This is a genomic window from Saccharothrix ecbatanensis (assembly GCF_014205015.1).
Lineage (GTDB): Bacteria > Actinomycetota > Actinomycetes > Mycobacteriales > Pseudonocardiaceae > Actinosynnema > Actinosynnema ecbatanense.
Genome location: NZ_JACHMO010000001.1, coordinates 8,773,139 through 8,790,294 on the forward strand (window position 1 = coordinate 8,773,139; position 17,156 = coordinate 8,790,294).

The window sequence follows — 17,156 nt, forward strand, 5'->3', positions numbered from 1 at the left end:
GCCCCTACCAATCTCATTACGCTCATGGCAATGACGGCCCAGAGTGATATCGCTGCCGGTTACGCCTCTGCGGGTGCGGCCATCGAACTCGGCGCGGTGCTGGTGGACGGAGCGGTCGAGTCGACCGCGCACGTGCGACTCCCGTTGGCGACGCTGAACCGGCACGGGCTGGTGGCGGGGGCGACCGGCACGGGCAAGACGAAGACGTTGCAGCTGATCGCGGAGCAGCTGGCGGCGGCGGGTGTGCCGGTGGTGATGGCGGACGTGAAGGGCGACCTGTCCGGGCTGTCACGGCCGGGCGAGGGCGGTGACCGGGTCACCGCGCGGGCCGCCGAGACCGGTGACGACTGGCAGCCGCAGGCGTTCCCGGTGCAGTTCCTGTCCCTGGGCACGGGCGGCGTCGGCGTGCCGGTGCGGGCGACCGTGACCAGCTTCGGGCCGATCCTGCTGTCGAAGGTGCTGGGGCTCAACGACACCCAGGAGTCCACGCTCGGGTTGATCTTCCACTGGGCCGACGCCCGCGGCCTCCCGTTGCTGGACATCAAGGACCTCCGGTCGGTGATCACGCACCTCACCAGTGACGAGGGCAAGGCGGACCTGAAGGGCCTGGGCGGCGTCTCGTCGGCGACGGCGGGGGTGATCCTGCGGTCGTTGGTGAACCTGGAGGCGCAGGGCGGTGACACGTTCTTCGGCGAGCCCGAGCTGGACCCGCGCGACCTGATGCGGGTCGCGGACGGCAAGGGCGTGGTGTCGCTGCTGGAGCTGGCCGACCTCCAGTCCCGGCCCGCGTTGTTCTCCACGTTCCTGATGTGGTTGCTGGCGGAGCTGTTCGAGGTGCTGCCCGAGGAGGGTGATCTCGACCAGCCGAAGCTGGTGTTCTTCTTCGACGAGGCGCACCTGCTGTTCGCGGACGCGTCGAAGGCGTTCCTGGAGCGGATCACGCAGACGGTGAAGCTGATCCGGTCCAAGGGGGTGGGTGTGTTCTTCTGCACGCAGCTGCCGACGGACGTGCCGAACGCGGTGCTGTCGCAGTTGGGCGCACGGGTGCAGCACGCGCTGCGGGCGTTCACGCCGGAGGACCAGGCGGCGCTGGCGAAGGCGGTGAAGACGTACCCGACGACGCCGCACTACGAGCTGGACAAGGCGTTGACGTCGCTCGGCATCGGTGAGGCCGTGGTGACGGTGTTGAGCGAGAAGGGCGCGCCGACGCCGGTGGCGTGGACCAGGCTGCGCGCGCCGCGGTCCTTGATGGACACGATCGGGGCGGATGCGATCAAGCAGGCCGCCGCGTCGTCGGAGCTGCACGGGAAGTACTCGGAGACGGTCGACCGCGAGTCGGCGTACGAGAAGCTGGCCGCCAAGGTGGCTCCCCCCGCAGAGGAAGCGGAACGGCGGGAGGAGGCGCCACAGCCGAAGCCCGAGCGTGACGAACCCGGTGTGGTGCAGCAGGTGCTCGGGAACACGGCGGTCAAGTCGTTCCTGCGGTCAGCCGCGAGTGCCCTCGGCCGTGAGATCACGCGTGGCCTGTTCGGGACCTCCCGCAAACGCCGGTGAGCGCTTGACCTTCATGGACAGGAACGCGGCGCCGATGCTGAGCACGCCGGCGACGTACCAGGCCGGTGCGTAGTCGCCGAAGTGGTCGCGGGTGAGGCCGGCGGCGGTGGCGGCGATGGCGGCGCCGATCTGGTGGGACGCGAACACCCAGCCGAACACGACCGGCGCCGACAGGCCGAAGACCTCGCGGCACAGGGCGACTGTCGGCGGCACGGTGGCCACCCAGTCCAGGCCGTAGAAGATGATGAACACCAGCATCGACGGCTGCACCGAGTCGTGGAACAACTGCGGCAGGACGAGCAGGGATGCACCGCGCAGCACGTAGTACACGGCGAGCAGCAGCCGCGGGTCGACCTTGTCGGTGAGCCAGCCGGACAGCACCGTGCCGACGATGTCGAAGACGCCGACCATCGCGAGCAGACCGGCGGCGGCGGTCGTGGGCATGCCGTGGTCGTGGGCGGCGGGGATGAAGTGGGTGCCGACGAGGCCGTTGGTGGTGGCGCCGCAGATGGCGAACCCGGCGGCCAGGAACCAGAACGGTCCGGTGCGGGCGGCGCTGGTCAGGGCGCTGATGGCACGTCGGGCGGAACCGCCGGAAGTCGGCGGCACGGGCACGATCTTGTCACCGCCGTAGGGCGGCACACCCACGTCGGCGGGGTGCTCGCGGAGGAACAGCAGCACCAGCGGCACCACCGCGAGGGCCGCGAACGACACCATCAGCGCAGCCGAGCGCCAGCCGGACCACTCCGACAGCGCGGCCACCGCCGGCAGGAACACCAGTTGACCGGTCGCGCCGCCCGCCGTGAGCACCCCCGTCACCAGACCCCGGTGCTTCACGAACCAGCGGCCGGTGATGGTGGCGACGAACGCCAGCGCCATCGACCCGGTGCCCAGGCCCACCAGCACGCCCCAGAACAGCACCAGCTCCCACACCGTCGTCATGAACACGGTCAACCCGCTGCCCACCGCGACCAGCGTCAACGCCGAGGCCACGACCTTGCGCACGCCGAGGCGCTCCATCAGCGCGGCGGCGAACGGCGCGGTCAGCCCGAACAACATCAGGTTGACCGACACGGCGAGCCCGATGGTGCCCGTGGACCAGCCGAACTCGCTTTTCAGCGGTTCGATCAACGCGCCCGGTGTGGCCCGGAACGCCGCGGCGCCGACCAGCGCGATGAACGCGACGCCGGCGACCACCCATGCCCAGTTCTGCTTGCTGCGGATCACGCCGCTAAGCGTCGGCGATCACCTCGACCCGACGAAAGTGGCTCAATGGCCATCATGTGAAAGAATCCGGCCATGGACACCCGCCACCAGGTCGCCGTGCTGGCGCTGGACGAGGTCGTGACGTTCGACCTCGGCACGCCGACGCAGATCTTCAACGCCGCCCGCGACGAGGACGAGCGGCGGTTCTACCGGGTTCGCATCTGCACGCCCGGCGGCCGGCCGGTGCGCACGTCGGCGGCCTTCACCCTCGTCCCAGACCACGGCCTGGAGCTGATGGCCGAAGCCGACACGGTGATCGTGGCGGGCGTGAGCTACGGCGCGCGGGTGCTGGCGGACGGCACGCTGGAGCCGCAGGTGCTGGACGCCCTGCGTGCGGCGGCGGCCCGGGGCGCGCGGATGATGTCGATCTGCACGGGCGCGTTCGTGCTGGCGGCGGCCGGTCTGCTGGACGGACGCCGGGCCACCACGCACTGGGCGCACTCGGACAACTTCCGCGAGCTGTTCCCGAACGTCGACCTCGACCCGGACGTGCTGTTCATGGACGAGGGCGACGTCCTCACGTCGGCCGGCGTCGGCGCGGGCGTCGACCTCTGCCTGCACGTCGTCCGGCACGACCACGGCAGTCGGATCGCCAACCTGGCGGCACGCCGGTGCGTGGTGCCACCGTGGCGGCCGGGTGGCCAGTCGCAGTACATCGTCCGCCCGATCCCGGACGAAGCCGACACGTCCACCGCGCCCGCCCGCGCGTGGGCGCTGGAACACCTGGACGAGTCGCTGGACCTGCGCGTCCTGGCCGCCCATGTGCGGATGAGCGTGCGCACGTTCACCCGCCGGTTCCGCGAGGAGACGGGGGTGAGCCCGGCGAAGTGGATCATCCAGCAGCGCGTCGAGCGGGCACGTCACCTGCTGGAGACGACCGACCTGCCCGTCGACCAGGTGGCCCGGCAGTCCGGCTTCGGCACGGGCGCGGCGCTGCGGCAGCAGATGAGCGCGACGCTGGGTGTCGCCCCCAGCGTCTACCGCACCACGTTCCGCTCAGTGGTCTAGCGCCTCAGGCGCCCGCTCCAGGAACGGCCGCAGCAAATCGGGCACGGCCTCGTCGGCCAACGCGAGCCCGTCGGCCTCGGCCACGTCGATCACGTAGTACGCCCCGTCGCCCGCGGCCGTCGTGGCGGAGATCGTCACCAGCCCCGCACGGCGTTGGAAGAACGAGCGGGAGATGCGCCAGCCGATGATGCCGGTGCGTTGCAGCGCCACGGTTTCCCGGATCGCCGAGCCCGACCGGGCAAGCAGGTAGCGGTCGGTCAGCGCGTGGCCGAGCGAGCGGTAGCGGTCCCAGCCCATGGCTGCGGAGAACGGCACGAGCGCCAGCACGACCTGCCACGTCCAACTCGGCGCCAACCACGCCAACCCGGCCGCGAGCACCAGCAACGGCACCACGGCACGCGCCATCCGACGACGCAGCGCGGCCATCGGGTGACGCCGCAGCGGGGTCCGCGTCGGCGACTCGGCTGTCTGATTGCCGGCTCTGTCGGCGGTCTGCCGCAACACCTCCGCCGACACGCGGTGGGCTTCGGAGACCGGTGCGGGCGGCAGCAGGAGGTTGCTCTCGCCCTTGCGCCCCAGACCGGTGGTCACGGTCTTGGCGTGCGCACCGCGCCCGGCTCGCAGCAACAGCGGCTCGACCAGCTCGATGCCGCGAAGTCGTTGTTCCGCAACGGAAACCGAACGGGTGGTGAGCAGACCGCGGCGCACCCGAACGGTGTCATCCGGCTCACGGGTCAGCTGATAGCCCCAGAACTGCACCACGTACACCAGCACCGAACCGAGCGTGGCGACCACCAGCACCACGCCCGTGAACAACGCGACGGTCAACGCGATCGGCTGCTCCACGACCCAGTGCGCGGCCTCCGTCATCGGGTCCAGGACCTCGATGTCCAGCTCTCGGGCGAAGTTCATCACGAAGCCGAACAGCGCACCGGCAGCCACCAGACCGGACAGCGTCAACGGCGCGTAACGCAGCCACCGGTTGTCCCATTTGGACAGCACGACGCCCGGCTGTTCCTCGACGGCCTCGGTCTGGGCGTCCGTCTTGGCCTTGGCGATGGTGAGCAACAGCACTCGCAGTCGCTCCGCCTCGGCCGACGACACCGCGTCCAACGTCAGGCCGTCCTCACCGGGCTGGTCGCGCTGCCCGGTGCCGATCCGGATCGCGGACAGCCCGAACAGCCGGTGCCCGAGCTTCGCGGTCAGGTCGACGGTCCGGATCCGGTCGCGCGGCACCGCGAGGCGCTTGCGCACGAGCAGCCCGGTGTGCAACTCGACCTGCTCGGTGGTGATCCGGTACCGGGTGCTGATCCAGCGCAGCAGGCCGAACAGCACGATCGCCACGATCACGCCGCCGCTGGCCAGGAACCGCCACGTCTCGCCCTTGCCGAGCACCAGCAGGCCGACGAACAGCGGGATCAGGCCCACGATCTCGTTCAGCGGGCGGACGACGAGCATCCGCACGTCCAGCCGGTGCCAGTCCATGACCGGCTCGACGTACTCCGGCGCGGAGGGCAGTTCGGTGGTCACGTGGCATCACCGGGCGTGGCCTGGGTGGTGGTGGTCAGCTCGTCCGCCAGCCGCACGGCCACGTCGTGGTCCAGGCCCTCGATCAGCACGGGTCCGGCGGCTGAGGCGGTGGTCACGGTGACGGTGGACAGCCCGAGCAGCTGTTGCAGGGGACCGCGCTTGGTGTCCACGGTCTGGATGCGCGAGACGGGCGCGATGCGCCACTCCTGGTTCAGCCAGCCGGACAGCGTGTACACCGCGTCCGGAGTGGCCTCCCAGCGGTGCACCCGGTACCGCCAGCGCGGCATCACCAGGGTGTGCGCGGTGCCGACCACCAGGGTCGCGACCGCGCCGGTGACCTGCAACGGCGTCGCGGCGAAGATCAGGACGACTGCTTGCGGCACCAGCAGCACCGTCCAGCCGATCACCGCGTGGAGGGTCCAGAGGGTGATCGACTTGCGGCTCACCTGGTGCCGCGGCGCACGCAGGCGCAACACTTCGCTGCTCACGCCGTCCACTGTGCCTCAAGGCCGAGCCCGCGTGCGCGGGAACCCGGCCCCGAGAGCTGTGTCACGACCGCACGGCGCGGCTCACGGCTGGATCGAGTACGGCGCCTGGAAGACCTGGGTCACGGCGCTCCCGGCCTGGAGGGCGGCAGCGGCGGGCACACCGGCGACGACCGCGAGACCGGCGCAGACGGCCAGCGCGGACATGATCTTGTGCAGGGAGCGCACGACCATCGTCGAACTCCGTTCATTCGTAGCGGCTCTTGTCGGCAGGGGGAGCCGGATCCGGTCCGCAGCGGACGCCCGGAAGCGTCCAAGCGGAGCATGGCACACAGGGGTCGTCACGGTCATCACCCCACTTATGCCTAGGCCAACCAGGCGATACCCCGGTAGCGGCACCTCTGGGAGGCTCCACCACTACTGTCAACGAGCCCGGCCCACCGCGGTGATGGGCACTCACCCCAGCTCCCGTTTCAGCACCTTTCCCGTCTCATTGCGCGGCAGGGTGTCGAGGAAGACCACCTCGCGGGGCACGGAGAACTTGGCCAGGTTGACGCGCACGTGCTCGCGCACCGCGTCCTCGTCCAGCGCTCCCGGCTCCTCGCACACCACGTACGCGGCGAGCCGTTGGCCGAACCGCTCGTCCGGCACGCCGACCACCGCCACCTCGCGCACCCCGGCCAGACCCGAGAGCAGGTCCTCGACCTCGCGCGGGTACACGTTCTCGCCGCCGGAGACGATCATCTCGTCGTCCCGCCCGGCCACGAACAGCAGGCCGGCGTCATCGCGGTAGCCGACGTCACCGGTCGACATGAGGCCGTTCCGGACCTCTTTGCCGGCGCCGTCGGTGTAGCCGTCGAACAGCATCTCGTTGGCGACGAAGATGCGGCCGGTGACGCCGACGGGCACCGCACGCCCGTCGTCGTCCAGGATCTCCAGCCGGGTGCCGAACGGCGGCCGACCCGCCGTGTCCGGGTGCCGCGCCAACTCGTCCGGGCGGGCGATGCTCACCCAGGACACCTCGGTGGAGCCGTACAGGTTGTAGAGGACCGGCCCGAAGTCGCGCAGGCACCGCCGCGCCACCGCCGGCGGCAACGCCGAGCCGCTGGACGCGATCACGCGCAGGTCCGGCAGGCGTTCGCGCAGGTCCAGGATGCGTTGCAGCATCACGGGAACGACGAACAGCGCGTCACAGCGGTGGTCACGGGCGTCGGCGGCGGTCAACGCCGGGTCGAACTTCCGGCGCAGCACCAGGGTCGCGCCGAGCACGAGCGCGATCTGGACCGCGGCCAGACCCCACGTGTGGAACAGCGGAGCGGGGACGGAGAACCTGTCACCGGCCTTCAGCGGAATCCGGGACAGCAGCGCGGCGGCGGGCGTGAGGCCGGGCGGTTCCGGTCGCCTCGCGCCCTTGGGCGCGCCCGTGGTGCCCGAGGTCAGCACGATCATCCGGCCACGCGGCGGACGTGCGGGCAGTGGTGTGGCGGGGGAGCGCGTGATCAGCTCTTCCAGCGTCTTGCTCTTGGTGACGCCATCCACCCACGCCATCACCCGGCGGACCTTGCGCGGCGCGTTGGCCAGCAGGCCGCGGAACTCGGTGTCCGCGACGACCACGGTCACGTCCTGCTCGCGCAGCACGGTCGCGATCTGGCCCGCGCTCAACCCCGTGTTGAGCAGCACGCTGTGCGCGCCGAGCTTCACGCACGCCGTCACCGTCTCTAGGAAACCGCGGTGGTTGCGGCACAGCACCGCGACCTTCGAACCCGCCCGCACACCGAGGTCGTGCAGGCCGTGCGCCAGCCGGGTGGTGCGTTCGTCCACGTCGGCGTACGTGAGCGTGCCGGCGTCGTCGATGATCGCCGGTCGATCCGGGTGCCGGGCCGCGCCGGTCGCGAAACCGAACGCCAGGGTGAGGTCCCACCGCAGGTAGGCGTCCAGCACGCGGAGCAGCCGGCCGGGTCCCATTGGGCGCACGACACCGACGCGCACCAGCGTCACCGCCGCGCGCAGCACTCCCACCAACCGGTTCAAGGCCGTCGCGCCGGTGCCGAAGTAGGTGCTCACGCCTCGATACTGGCACTACCTACCCGTGAGTAGGAAGCCTGGGGTCGGGACTCAGTGCTCCGGCGTGCCCGACGCGTTCACGACCGCGTCGCGCAGAGCCGCACGCAGACGACCTACCTCTAATGGCGTCAGCACGGCCGCTTCGCCCGGCGGCACCGTCACCACGACGTGCCCCTGGCTGACGAAAACCGTCATGTCGCGGCGACGTGACGCGATGTCGCGGCACGAGATCTGCCACTCCTTGCCAGTATTCACGGCCCCCAACCTCCCACTGTCTCGACCCGGGGCGCTCGGACCAATCCGGGCGCTCGTGAGGTGGAGACGCACGCGGGCTGGTGCCATGACGGGAAATGTCCATCGGGCGACCGTGCCGAGCTGCCGATAGCGTCGCACGCGGTAGTCGCCCCAGTCACCTGGAAGGCTGTAAAAATGGCTGAACCGCAACGGATCGTGATAATCGGGTCGGGCCTGGCCGGTGCTTCCGCCGCAGGAGCGTTGCGGGAACGCGGCTACGGCGGTGACGTGGTGGTCTTCGGTCGGGAAGCGCACGAACCGTACGAACTTCCCGCGCTGTCCAAGGAGTTGTTGCTCGGCGACACCGACTCGCCACACCGCGTGCACGACCCCGATTTCTACGAAAAGGCGCGAATCGAGCTGCGGTTGAAGGCCGAGATCACCCGGATCGACGTCGGTGAACGGGTGATTGTCGATTCGACCGGTGTAACGCATTCGTACGATCGGCTGATTCTGGCGACGGGTTCGACGCCCCGTCGGTTGCCCGTTCCGGGTGGAGACCTCCCAGGTCTGCGCACGTTGCGGACGGTCGACGACTCCTTGTCCTTGCGCGCGGCGTTGACAGATGGCACACGGGTCGTCGTGGTCGGCGCGGGGTGGATCGGTTGCGAAGTCGCGGCCGCGGCCCGGCGGCACGGCGCGTCGGTGACCGTGATCGACCCGGTGGACCTGCCGCTGCGCCGCGTCCTCGGGCCGCGGATGGGCGAGGTGTTCCGCGATCTGCACGCGGCGAACGGCGTGACGTGGCGGCTCGGCGTCGGTGTGGACGGCTTCGCCGAGCACGGCGTCCGGCTGGCCGACGGCAGCGAGCTGACCGGTGACGTCGTGGTGGTCGCCGTGGGTGCGTCGCCGAACCTGGACCTGGCTCGGGACGCCGGGCTCACGTTGGCCGAAGGTGGAGTGGCGGTGGACGCTGCCCTGCGCACGTCCGCGCCGGACGTCTTCGCGGTCGGTGACATCGCCGCGCACGACCACCCCCGCTACGGGCGGCGGGTCCGGGTCGAGCACTGGGCGAACGCCAAGGACCAGGGCGCGCACGTGGCCGGCACCGTGTTGGGGGCGGACGACCCGTACGTGACCTCGCCGTACTTCTTCACCGACCAGTACGACCTGGGCATGGAGTACCGGGGTCTCGCCGACGCGGAGCGGGACGAGTTGGTGGTGCGCGGTGACGTCGACGCGCGCGAGTTCACCGCGTTCTGGCTGCGTGAAGGACGGGTGCGGGCGGCGATGAACGTGAACCAGTGGGACGACGGCGAGGCGTTGCAGGCCTTGGTCGACGCGCAGGCGACCGTCACGCCGGAGCAGTTGCGCGAGGGGAACCTGGCCGAACTGGCTTAGATGGCGGCGTTGGCCTAGAGGCAGGAGCCGCTGTCGGGGCGGTGATCGGACGCGATCAGGCGTTCCAGCAGTGCGCGAAGGGCTTTGGCTTCCTGCGGGTCGAGGTCGGCGATGAACTCCCGCTCCACCTCGTGGTGCAGCTTCTCGACCTCGACCTGCACGGCCCGGCCCTCCCCGGTGATCACCGGCACGCGCACGCGCCGGTCGTTCGGGTCGGGCTGCCGCACGATCAGGCCCGCGCGTTCCAGCCGGTCCAGTTCGGCGGTGAGGGTCGTCTTGTCGAGGCCCAGCGCGTGGCCGAGGGCGAGCTGCGTGCGCTTGGACCGTTCGCCGGCCAACGCGGTCAGCACGATGTGCCCGCGCATCGTGATCCCGTGCCGACCCGCCGCCTCCTGCGCGACCGTGCCCAACTTCTGGGCCGCCCGGTGCAGCAGCCAGTTGAGGCTCGTGCGGAACTCGCACGCGGGGTCGGGCGGGGAGTTCATGCGCCGATCATACGACAGTCGCAAGATATTCTCACTCAAGAACATCTTGACGCGGAACGCTGTGGCCAATATCTTTCCCGACTGGGAAGTTCTCTGCGGAACCGTTTTCCGGGAGGACGAGACGCTGTCGGGGCGCTTTTCGGGTGACGGGCCGTCGAGGGGTCGGCCCGTCACCCGATAGGTGAGGCTTCTCCTGACTGTCACACTTGTCGGCGAGGTCCGGGAGGTGCGATGTCCCAGTCGATCGCTTCGGCCATCGTTCGTGCCGCCGAGTTGACCGCCAGAGGCGAGCCGCGCAAGGCGATCGAACTCCTCCAACCCGCTCTCGCGGCCGATCCGCTGCACGGCGAGGCGTGGTGCCGACTGGCCGCCGCTTATCTGGACGCCGGTGAACCCGACCCGGCCTTGGCCGCGGCGAAGCGCGCGCTCGTCCTCAACGGTGATCACGCGTGGGCGCAGCGGCTGACCGCGTTGGCGTTGAGCGAACTCGGGCGGCACACCGAAGCGGTCGTCGCGGCCCGGGAGTGCGTGCGGCGCAAACCCGGTGACTGGCGGTGCCAGGTGGTGCTCGCGGAGATCCTGGCGGCGACTCCCCAAGGTCTGCGGGAGGCGGTGGAGGTCGCGCGGGAGGCGACGCACCTGGCGCCCACCGAGGCCCGCGCGTTCCAGGTGCTCGGTGACGCCGCGCTGCGCGCTCGGGACTGGGGCATGGCCGAACGCGCCTACCGCACCGCGTTGCGCCTCGACCCCGGTGACGACGACGTGCGGGCGAACCTCGCCACCGTGCGGCGCATGCGTGGCGGCGCGCCCATTCCGCCGCCGTCCAGTGAGGCGTTGCACGCCGCACACGTCCTAGTGTGGCCCGCGCTGTCCCGGCTCGCCGCGATGCTGGTCGCGGGCGGGCTGCTCTTGCTGCTGGCGGGGATGCCGACGCCGACGCCTCTGCTCGGCTGGTTCTCCGGCCTCCTGGTCGTCGCCTGCCTCGGGGTCGTGGGGCAGCTGCTGCTGCGCGCACGGCGAGTGCGGCGGGCGTTGTTCCGGCTGCCCCGGCACCGGCCGAAGGTCGCCGTGGTGGCAATCCTGTTCACGCTGTCCACGGTCGTGCTGGCCGGCTGGACGGTGGCGCTTTTCCTCGGCGCGACGACCATGCAGCCGCTGACGATCGCCTGGCTGTGCGCGCTGCTCGGCGGAGCCGTCGTGGTTCTGGCCGGCGATCGCTAACCTGGACACCGGGAAGGGGGGCTGATGACCCGACGCGCGCTGTTCGCGATCCTGGCGATGATCGCGGGTTTCGTCGTGTCCGGCCCCGGTCCGTCCGCGCCCGGTGACCTCGTCGCCATCTCGGCGCCCGTGGACGGCACCCACCAACCCGGCACCACCACTCGCGGCGCCAATGCCGTGCACCCGGTGCAGGTCCACCTGGGTCAACCGCTGGACGGCGTCCAGCCCGCCGTGCACGCCACGCCCGCGCCGCCGGTGCGGGTGGACGTCGTGGACCCGACCCACCGCACCCCCGAGCGGAACGTCCAGACCCCGCTCGGCGAACGCGCACCGCCCCTGACCTCCGGTAGCTGAACCCACACCGTTCACCCTCGTCCGGAGGTCTCTTCACCATGCCGCGCCCCAGCGCGCGGCGAGCGCTACTCGTCCGTGGGCTGCTTGCCCTCGGCGTGCTCGCCGCGTCCACTTTCACCCTGCTCACGGTGCAACCACGCCTTGGTCTCGACCTGCGTGGCGGCACCCAGATCGTGTTGGAAACCCCGTCCGAAGCCAGCTCCGACGCCGTTGACCGCGCGATGGAGGTGCTGCGCCGGCGGGTCGACGAACTCGGTGTGGCCGAGCCCGTGCTGGCACGGTCCGGCGAGCACCGGATCGTGGTGGAACTGCCCGGTCTCCAGGATCCGACGGAGGCCATCGAAGTGCTCGGCCGGACCGCCCAGTTGCAGGTGCGGCCGGTGACCGGGCTGGGCGACGTGCCGACGCCGGAGGGTGACGCGGTCAGCCTCGGCGAAGTCGTGATGACCGGTGACGGCATCGAGGACGCCCGTGCGACGCCCAACTCGCAGGGCGTCGGCTACCTGGTCGGCGTCGACTTCCAGGGTGACGCCCCGCAGGCGTGGCAACGGGCGACCGCCGAGGCCGCGTGCTCACCGCCGGGTGACCCCCGACGTCGGATCGCGTTCGTGCTGGACGACGCGGTGGTGTCCGCGCCGCAGGTGGACGTGTCGACCGTGTGCGGCACCGGGATGATCGGCGGCAGCACGTCGATCACCGGTCAGTTCGCGCAGGCCGAGGCGGCGGAGTTGGCGCTGGTGATCCGTTCCGGCGCGCTGCCGGTGCCGGTGGAGGTGGTGGAGCAGCGGACGGTCGGGCCGACGCTCGGTGCGGAGGCGATCGACGCCAGTGCGCGTGCGGCGATCATCGGGGTGGCGCTGACCGGGCTGTTCCTGATCTTCGTGTACCGGTTGGCGGGGCTGGTGGCGGTGCTGGCGCTGGGTGGTTATGCGGCGTTGGCGTATTCGGCGATGCTGGCGATCGGTGCGACCCTGACGTTGCCGGGGTTGGCCGGGTTCGTGCTGGCCATCGGTATGGCGGTGGACGCGAACGTGCTGGTGTTCGAACGGTCGCGGGAGGAATTCGCCCGTCGCAAACGCTTGCCCCGTTCGGTGGACGAGGGGTTCCGCGGTGCGTTGAGCGCGGTCGCGGACTCGAACGTGACCACGTTGCTGGCCGCGGGTCTGCTGTTCTGGCTGGCGACCGGGCCGGTGAAGGGGTTCGGCGTCACGCTGTCGATCGGTGTGCTGGCGTCGTTGTTCAGCGCGTTGGTGCTGAGCCGGGTGTTGTTGCAGCTCGTCATGCCACTGCTGTCACGCCGTCCGTCGTGGAGCGGCCTCCACACGCTGGGCCGGGTTCGCACATGGCTGACCGGCAAGGGGATCACCCTGTTCCGTCGGCCTAAACGCTGGTTGCTGGCCGCCGGTCTCGTGCTGCTGGCGGCCGTCGCCGGGTTGTTCGTGCGTGGTCTCGCGCTGGGCGTCGAGTTCACCGGCGGGCGGATGCTGGAGTTCACCGCGTCCTCTGTGGACGCTGTCAAGGTGCGGGCAGAGCTGGCGTCCGCCGGTTTCCCCGACGCGGTCGTCGTGACTTCGGGCTCGGATGGGGTCTCCGTGCGCACCGGCCCGATCGACTCGGCAGCAGCCGTGCGTGTGGGTGAAGCAGTAGACCGTGCGACCGGTGGTGCGGAGCAGCTGAGCAATGACCTGATCGGGCCGAGCCTGGGTTCGGAGCTGCGGCGCAACGCGTTGATCGCGCTGGCCATCGCGGTGGCGGCGCAGCTCTTGTACTTGGCGGTGCGGTTCGACTGGCGGCTCGGAGCGGCCACGGTGGTCGCGTTGGTGACGGATGTGATCGTGCTGATCGGCGTCTTCGCGTGGCTGGGCAAGACCGCGGACGCCGTGTTCCTGGCCGCGCTACTGACCGTGATCGGCTATTCGGTCAACGACTCGGTGGTGGTGTTCGACCGGGTGCGCGAACTGCGGAAGACGCGTGCGCCGTTCCCCGAGGTGATGAGTTCGGCGGTCCTCCAAACCCTGCCGCGAACCGTCAACACGGGTATCGGCGTCCTGTTCGTCCTGGCCGCACTGCTGGTCCTGGGCGACGGCTCCCTGGCCGACTTCGCCACCGCGCTGCTGATCGGCCTGGTCGCCGGCACCGTCTCGACCGTCTTGACCGCGGCACCGGTGGCGATCGTGCTGGAGGACGGTCTGTCTCGTGCGGACCGCCCGTTCCCGAAAAGGGCGTCCGTATAGCAAGGTGAACCCATGACCGGATTCGCCTCGTACCAGAACGAGATCTACCTCCAAGGCCTGGCGGGGAACCTGCCGCCGTTCACCACTGATCCCGAAGGGTTGGAGGCGTCCGCCCGGGAGCGGTTGGGGGCTGGGCCGTTCTGGTACGTGGCGGGTGCGGCTGGTGCGGGGGGTACGGCTCGCGCGAACCGGGAGGCGTTCGACGGGTGGCGGATCGTGCCTCGGATGCTCACGAACGCCACCGAGCGGCACTTGGGGACGTCCTTGTTGGGCACTGACATGCCCGCGCCCGTGTTGCTCGCGCCGGTCGGCGTCCAGTCGATCCTGCACCCGGACGGCGAGTTGGCGACCGCACGGGCCGCGGCCGAGTTGGGGGTGCCGTTCGTGCTCTCCACCGCTTCCTCGCACACCATCGAGGAAGTCGCCGACGCCGCCGGTGACGCCGCACGCTGGTTCCAGCTCTACTGGCCGAACGACCCCGACGTGGCCGCGAGCATCCTGGACCGGGCGCGTCAGGCCGGGTACCGGGTGCTCGTCGTCACGCTCGACACGTGGACGCTCGCTTGGCGCCCGCGTGACCTCGACCAGTCCTACCTGCCCTTCCTGCGCGGGATCGGGACGGCTATTCCGTTCTCCGACCCGGCGTTCCGGGCGGGGCTCGCGGCGTCGCCCGAGGACGACCTGCCGATGGCGATCCTGCGGTGGGTGCAGCTGTTCACCGGCACCGACAAGTCGTGGAACCAGCTGTCGTTCCTGCGCGAGCACTGGGACGGGCCGATCGTGCTGAAGGGCATCCAGCACGTGGACGACGCGCGCAAGGCCGTCGACGCGGGCATGGACGGGATCGTCGTCTCCAACCACGGCGGACGGCAGGTGGACGGCGCGATCGGGTCGCTCGAGGTGCTGCCGGAGATCGCGGACGCGGTGGGGGAGCAGGTCGAGGTGCTGTTCGACTCCGGCATCCGCAGCGGGGCGGACATCGTGAAGGCGCTCGCGTTGGGTGCGAAGGCCGTGCTCGTCGGACGTCCGTTCGCCTACGGCCTGGCGCACGGCGGGCAGGTCGGCGTGCGGCACGTGCTGCGCAGCCTGCTCGCCGACTTCGACCTCACCCTGGGCCTGTCCGGGCACCGCAGCCCGGCCGAACTCAACCGCGAGGCACTGCGTCCGCGCTGAGCTGCCGCAGCCTGTTCTGCAACGTGGTGAAGTCGGCCGGCTGCACGGTGATCCACGGCGTGCCGTCCCCGCCGGGCGCCTTCGCCGACAGATAACGGCCGGTGATCGTGTCGAAGTAGGTCAGCGGGGCCGCGCAACGCTGCTTGCGGCCGAACCGGTCACGTCGGGCGGCGTACAGCTGGCCGCCGCCGGTGCGTTCCTCGGCCAGCAGCTTGCGCACCTGCTGCGCCTCGCCGACGTGCGCTCCGGTCGGCCTGCTGGCCTGCATGAACGACCCGCCGTCCTCGTCCGGCCGTGGCCGGTTCGGCTTGTCCGCCAACGCGTCCGCGGGCAACGAGACCACACCGCCACGGCCCGGCTTCGCCTCCGGCAACGCGGAGATCAGCGACTGCACGACGTCCTCGACGCGCACCGGTTCCAGCACGAAGTGCTTGTCCGGCCGCAACACCACGCGCAGCGCCTCGTCACCGGACTGCACCACGAGGGCGGTGCGCGTGTCGCCGTCTCCCTCGTTGAAGAACGCGTAGTACTCGACGCTCGCGTCCGCGATCAGGCGCAGCGACCGACCCAGGTCGGTGTGCACCTGCCGGCCGCGGGCCAGACCCAGGCGCTCCAACTCGGCCCAGCCGCGGCGGGCGAGGTCGGCGAGGACCGTGACGTCACCCTCGGCGAGCTGGTCCTCGTCGAAGTCGACCTGCGTCAGCAACGCGTTGTGCAGCGTCGGCAGACCTTCGGCCTGCCAGGCGTTGTAGAGCGCGACGACCGGGATGGCGACCCTGGTGCGCAGCACGTTCCCCCCTGTTCAGCTATCCGCCGATGACCGGCGGGGCCACCATCGTGCCGTCACCGAAGATGTCCTCGGTCTCCTGGAGGTACGACGCGGCCTTGTGTTCCTTGTCCTCTTCGCCTTGGCCCCGACCGGCGCCGGCGCCCATACCCGCGCCCATCCCGGCCGCACCCGCGCCACCGCGACCGGCCGCTCCGCCAGGCCCGACACCGCCCGAACCGCCGGGACCGAAGCCACCGCGACCCTCACCGTGCCCCATCGCGCCGGACATGCCGCCAGGACCGAACCCGGCGCCCATGCCACCCGGTCCGCCCATACCCGGCATCCGACCGCCGCCCATACCACCGGGACCTCCACCTGGGCCGCCGCCGCGACCCCCACCCGGGCCACCACCTGGGCCGCCACCGGGACCTCCGCCCGGGCCGCGTGGCATACCGGGCGGCACCGGGGGACGGTTGCGCGGGTTGTTGGGGTTGCGTGGATCGTTCGGATTACGCGGGTCGTACGGCAACCTGGGGTCGTAGGGCAGCCTCGGGTCGCCCGGAATCCGCGGATCGCTCGGCACGTCCGGCGGCCGGTACCCGATGTTGGGCGGGGGCTTGGTGGGGTCGGTCTGCACCCACGACGGCTTGGTCGTGTTGTCGCCGGTGCCCGGCGGGGGGAGCGTCGGCTCACTCCACGTCGGCTTTGTCGTGCCCGTGTCGGTTTTGCTGGTGTTGGTGGTCTCGTCACCACCGCCACCGATCCGCGTCACATTCTCGCGCTCGCGGGTGTTGGGAGGTGTGACGACCTTTTCCTCCTGCTCGACGTTCGCACCGACCTCGCTGGGCGACTGGAACGTCGGCATGCCTGCGCCGGCGGAGCTCGCCGTGGTCCCGTAGCTGTTCAGGACCTGCATGTTGTGGGAGTTGACCTGCTGGCTCTGCTCGACCGCGTCGTCGTAGTCGGTGTCCCACGGAAGCGCATCGTTGTACCAGGGCTTGTCCGGCACGTCGACGGGCTTCTGCACGCTGCCCTTGGCCTCGCGGAACGCGCGGCTGATCTCGGCCGTGTTGTCGCCTGCCGTCGTCGCGCTGGTGCCGGCGGTTTCCGACCAACTCGCCAGCGGCGTGGTCGAGGACCGCGCCTGATCACCCGCCGCACCTTCCCAGGCCGCGCCTGACGCCCGGACCGCCTGGTTGATCAGGTCACTGACCTCGACCTGACCCTGCGCGATGGTTCCCCACGTTTCCAGACTGCTGTCGGTGGTCTGCTCGGGCCCCTTGCCCTCGTGGAACCAGCCGTAGATCTTGTTGGCGCCCATGCCCATCTGAAGGAGCGCGAAGCCCAACACGTCCGTGTCAAGGTCACCGGCCATGTC

Annotated in this window: 16 protein-coding genes; 7 read left to right on the top strand and 9 right to left on the bottom strand. The window is 70.6% G+C overall.

All coding sequences use genetic code 11. From position 1 onward, the window contains the following. The first annotated feature begins 30 nt into the window (after positions 1 to 30). Positions 31 to 1,554: a helicase HerA-like domain-containing protein gene (locus F4560_RS39040; RefSeq protein WP_184928061.1), complete on the top strand. Its 1,524-nt coding sequence runs from the start codon at positions 31 to 33 to the stop codon at positions 1,552 to 1,554. Here the strand turns inward: F4560_RS39040 and F4560_RS39045 are convergent. After that, entirely contained in the window at positions 1,486 to 2,781 is a 1,296-nt protein-coding gene (locus F4560_RS39045; RefSeq protein ID WP_184928062.1) for an MFS transporter, read from the bottom strand. The two genes, F4560_RS39040 and F4560_RS39045, sit on opposite strands and share 69 nt — an antisense overlap. A 72-nt stretch (positions 2,782 to 2,853) precedes the next feature. Between F4560_RS39045 and F4560_RS39050 the strand changes: the two genes are divergently transcribed. Continuing rightward, positions 2,854 to 3,828: a GlxA family transcriptional regulator gene (locus tag F4560_RS39050; protein ID WP_184928063.1), complete on the top strand. Its 975-nt coding sequence runs from the start codon at positions 2,854 to 2,856 to the stop codon at positions 3,826 to 3,828. On the opposite strand, the gene F4560_RS39055 is transcribed toward F4560_RS39050, so the two are convergent. The 5 genes from F4560_RS39055 to F4560_RS39075 form a co-directional block, all read right to left on the bottom strand. Then, positions 3,817 to 5,313: a PH domain-containing protein gene (locus F4560_RS39055; protein WP_184929657.1), complete on the bottom strand. Its 1,497-nt coding sequence runs from the start codon at positions 5,311 to 5,313 to the stop codon at positions 3,817 to 3,819. The two genes, F4560_RS39050 and F4560_RS39055, sit on opposite strands and share 12 nt — an antisense overlap. Positions 5,314 to 5,354: 41 nt before the next feature. Further along, the gene (locus F4560_RS39060) at positions 5,355 to 5,846 is read right to left on the bottom strand and encodes a PH domain-containing protein (protein ID WP_312869740.1); all 492 of its coding nucleotides are present in this window, start codon (positions 5,844 to 5,846) and stop codon (positions 5,355 to 5,357) included. Positions 5,847 to 5,927: 81 nt separating this feature from the next. Then, positions 5,928 to 6,077: a hypothetical protein gene (locus F4560_RS39065; RefSeq protein WP_184928064.1), complete on the bottom strand. Its 150-nt coding sequence runs from the start codon at positions 6,075 to 6,077 to the stop codon at positions 5,928 to 5,930. A gap of 222 nt (positions 6,078 to 6,299) precedes the next feature. Beyond that, complete coding sequence (locus F4560_RS39070; RefSeq protein ID WP_312869742.1) at positions 6,300 to 7,907, bottom strand: AMP-binding protein; 1,608 nt, start codon at positions 7,905 to 7,907, stop codon at positions 6,300 to 6,302. 51 nt (positions 7,908 to 7,958) lie between these two features. After that, on the bottom strand, positions 7,959 to 8,162 hold the full coding sequence (locus F4560_RS39075; RefSeq protein ID WP_033438385.1) for a hypothetical protein: 204 nt from the start codon (positions 8,160 to 8,162) through the stop codon (positions 7,959 to 7,961). 174 nt (positions 8,163 to 8,336) lie between these two features. Between F4560_RS39075 and F4560_RS39080 the strand changes: the two genes are divergently transcribed. After that, a complete protein-coding gene (locus F4560_RS39080) occupies positions 8,337 to 9,542 on the top strand; it encodes an NAD(P)/FAD-dependent oxidoreductase (RefSeq protein WP_184928065.1) in 1,206 nt (401 codons plus the stop codon). Positions 9,543 to 9,556: 14 nt separating this feature from the next. On the opposite strand, the gene F4560_RS39085 is transcribed toward F4560_RS39080, so the two are convergent. Beyond that, a complete protein-coding gene (locus F4560_RS39085) occupies positions 9,557 to 10,027 on the bottom strand; it encodes a MarR family winged helix-turn-helix transcriptional regulator (RefSeq protein ID WP_184928066.1) in 471 nt (156 codons plus the stop codon). Between the two features lie 231 nt (positions 10,028 to 10,258). Here F4560_RS39085 and F4560_RS39090 point away from each other — a divergent pair, with 231 nt between their 5' ends. From F4560_RS39090 to F4560_RS39105, 4 genes are read left to right on the top strand one after another with little or no spacing between them, the layout of a single operon-like run. After that, positions 10,259 to 11,248 (top strand): tetratricopeptide repeat protein, encoded by a 990-nt coding sequence (locus F4560_RS39090; RefSeq protein ID WP_184928067.1) that lies wholly within the window; start codon positions 10,259 to 10,261, stop codon positions 11,246 to 11,248. Positions 11,249 to 11,272: 24 nt separating this feature from the next. After that, the gene (locus F4560_RS39095; RefSeq protein WP_184928068.1) at positions 11,273 to 11,602 is read left to right on the top strand and encodes a hypothetical protein; all 330 of its coding nucleotides are present in this window, start codon (positions 11,273 to 11,275) and stop codon (positions 11,600 to 11,602) included. Positions 11,603 to 11,640: 38 nt separating this feature from the next. Further along, on the top strand, positions 11,641 to 13,836 hold the full coding sequence (gene secD, locus F4560_RS39100) for a protein translocase subunit SecD (protein ID WP_184928069.1): 2,196 nt from the start codon (positions 11,641 to 11,643) through the stop codon (positions 13,834 to 13,836). A 12-nt stretch (positions 13,837 to 13,848) separates the two neighbouring features. Then, positions 13,849 to 15,009 (top strand): lactate 2-monooxygenase, encoded by a 1,161-nt coding sequence (locus F4560_RS39105; protein ID WP_184928070.1) that lies wholly within the window; start codon positions 13,849 to 13,851, stop codon positions 15,007 to 15,009. Here F4560_RS39105 and F4560_RS39110 read toward each other — a convergent pair. After that, the gene (locus F4560_RS39110; RefSeq protein WP_184928071.1) at positions 14,981 to 15,799 is read right to left on the bottom strand and encodes an ESX secretion-associated protein EspG; all 819 of its coding nucleotides are present in this window, start codon (positions 15,797 to 15,799) and stop codon (positions 14,981 to 14,983) included. The genes F4560_RS39105 and F4560_RS39110 overlap by 29 nt on opposite strands. Positions 15,800 to 15,815: 16 nt before the next feature. Next, positions 15,816 to 17,153, bottom strand: coding sequence for a hypothetical protein (locus F4560_RS39115; protein ID WP_184928072.1), 1,338 nt, complete (start codon positions 17,151 to 17,153; stop codon positions 15,816 to 15,818). Positions 17,154 to 17,156: the final 3 nt, after the last annotated feature.

What these genes read in the sequence shown, in the direction of transcription:
- F4560_RS39040 (WP_184928061.1), top strand. Translation starts at nt 31, where the DNA reads ATGACGGCCCAGAGTGATATCGCTGCCGGTTACGCCTCTGCGGGTGCG.
- F4560_RS39050 (WP_184928063.1), top strand. Translation starts at nt 2,854, where the DNA reads ATGGACACCCGCCACCAGGTCGCCGTGCTGGCGCTGGACGAGGTCGTG.
- F4560_RS39055 (WP_184929657.1), bottom strand. Translation starts at nt 5,313, where the DNA reads ATGGACTGGCACCGGCTGGACGTGCGGATGCTCGTCGTCCGCCCGCTG.
- F4560_RS39065 (WP_184928064.1), bottom strand. Translation starts at nt 6,077, where the DNA reads ATGGTCGTGCGCTCCCTGCACAAGATCATGTCCGCGCTGGCCGTCTGC.
- F4560_RS39080 (WP_184928065.1), top strand. Translation starts at nt 8,337, where the DNA reads ATGGCTGAACCGCAACGGATCGTGATAATCGGGTCGGGCCTGGCCGGT.
- F4560_RS39085 (WP_184928066.1), bottom strand. Translation starts at nt 10,027, where the DNA reads ATGAACTCCCCGCCCGACCCCGCGTGCGAGTTCCGCACGAGCCTCAAC.
- F4560_RS39090 (WP_184928067.1), top strand. Translation starts at nt 10,259, where the DNA reads ATGTCCCAGTCGATCGCTTCGGCCATCGTTCGTGCCGCCGAGTTGACC.
- F4560_RS39095 (WP_184928068.1), top strand. Translation starts at nt 11,273, where the DNA reads ATGACCCGACGCGCGCTGTTCGCGATCCTGGCGATGATCGCGGGTTTC.
- secD (WP_184928069.1), top strand. Translation starts at nt 11,641, where the DNA reads ATGCCGCGCCCCAGCGCGCGGCGAGCGCTACTCGTCCGTGGGCTGCTT.
- F4560_RS39105 (WP_184928070.1), top strand. Translation starts at nt 13,849, where the DNA reads ATGACCGGATTCGCCTCGTACCAGAACGAGATCTACCTCCAAGGCCTG.
- F4560_RS39115 (WP_184928072.1), bottom strand. Translation starts at nt 17,153, where the DNA reads ATGGCCGGTGACCTTGACACGGACGTGTTGGGCTTCGCGCTCCTTCAG.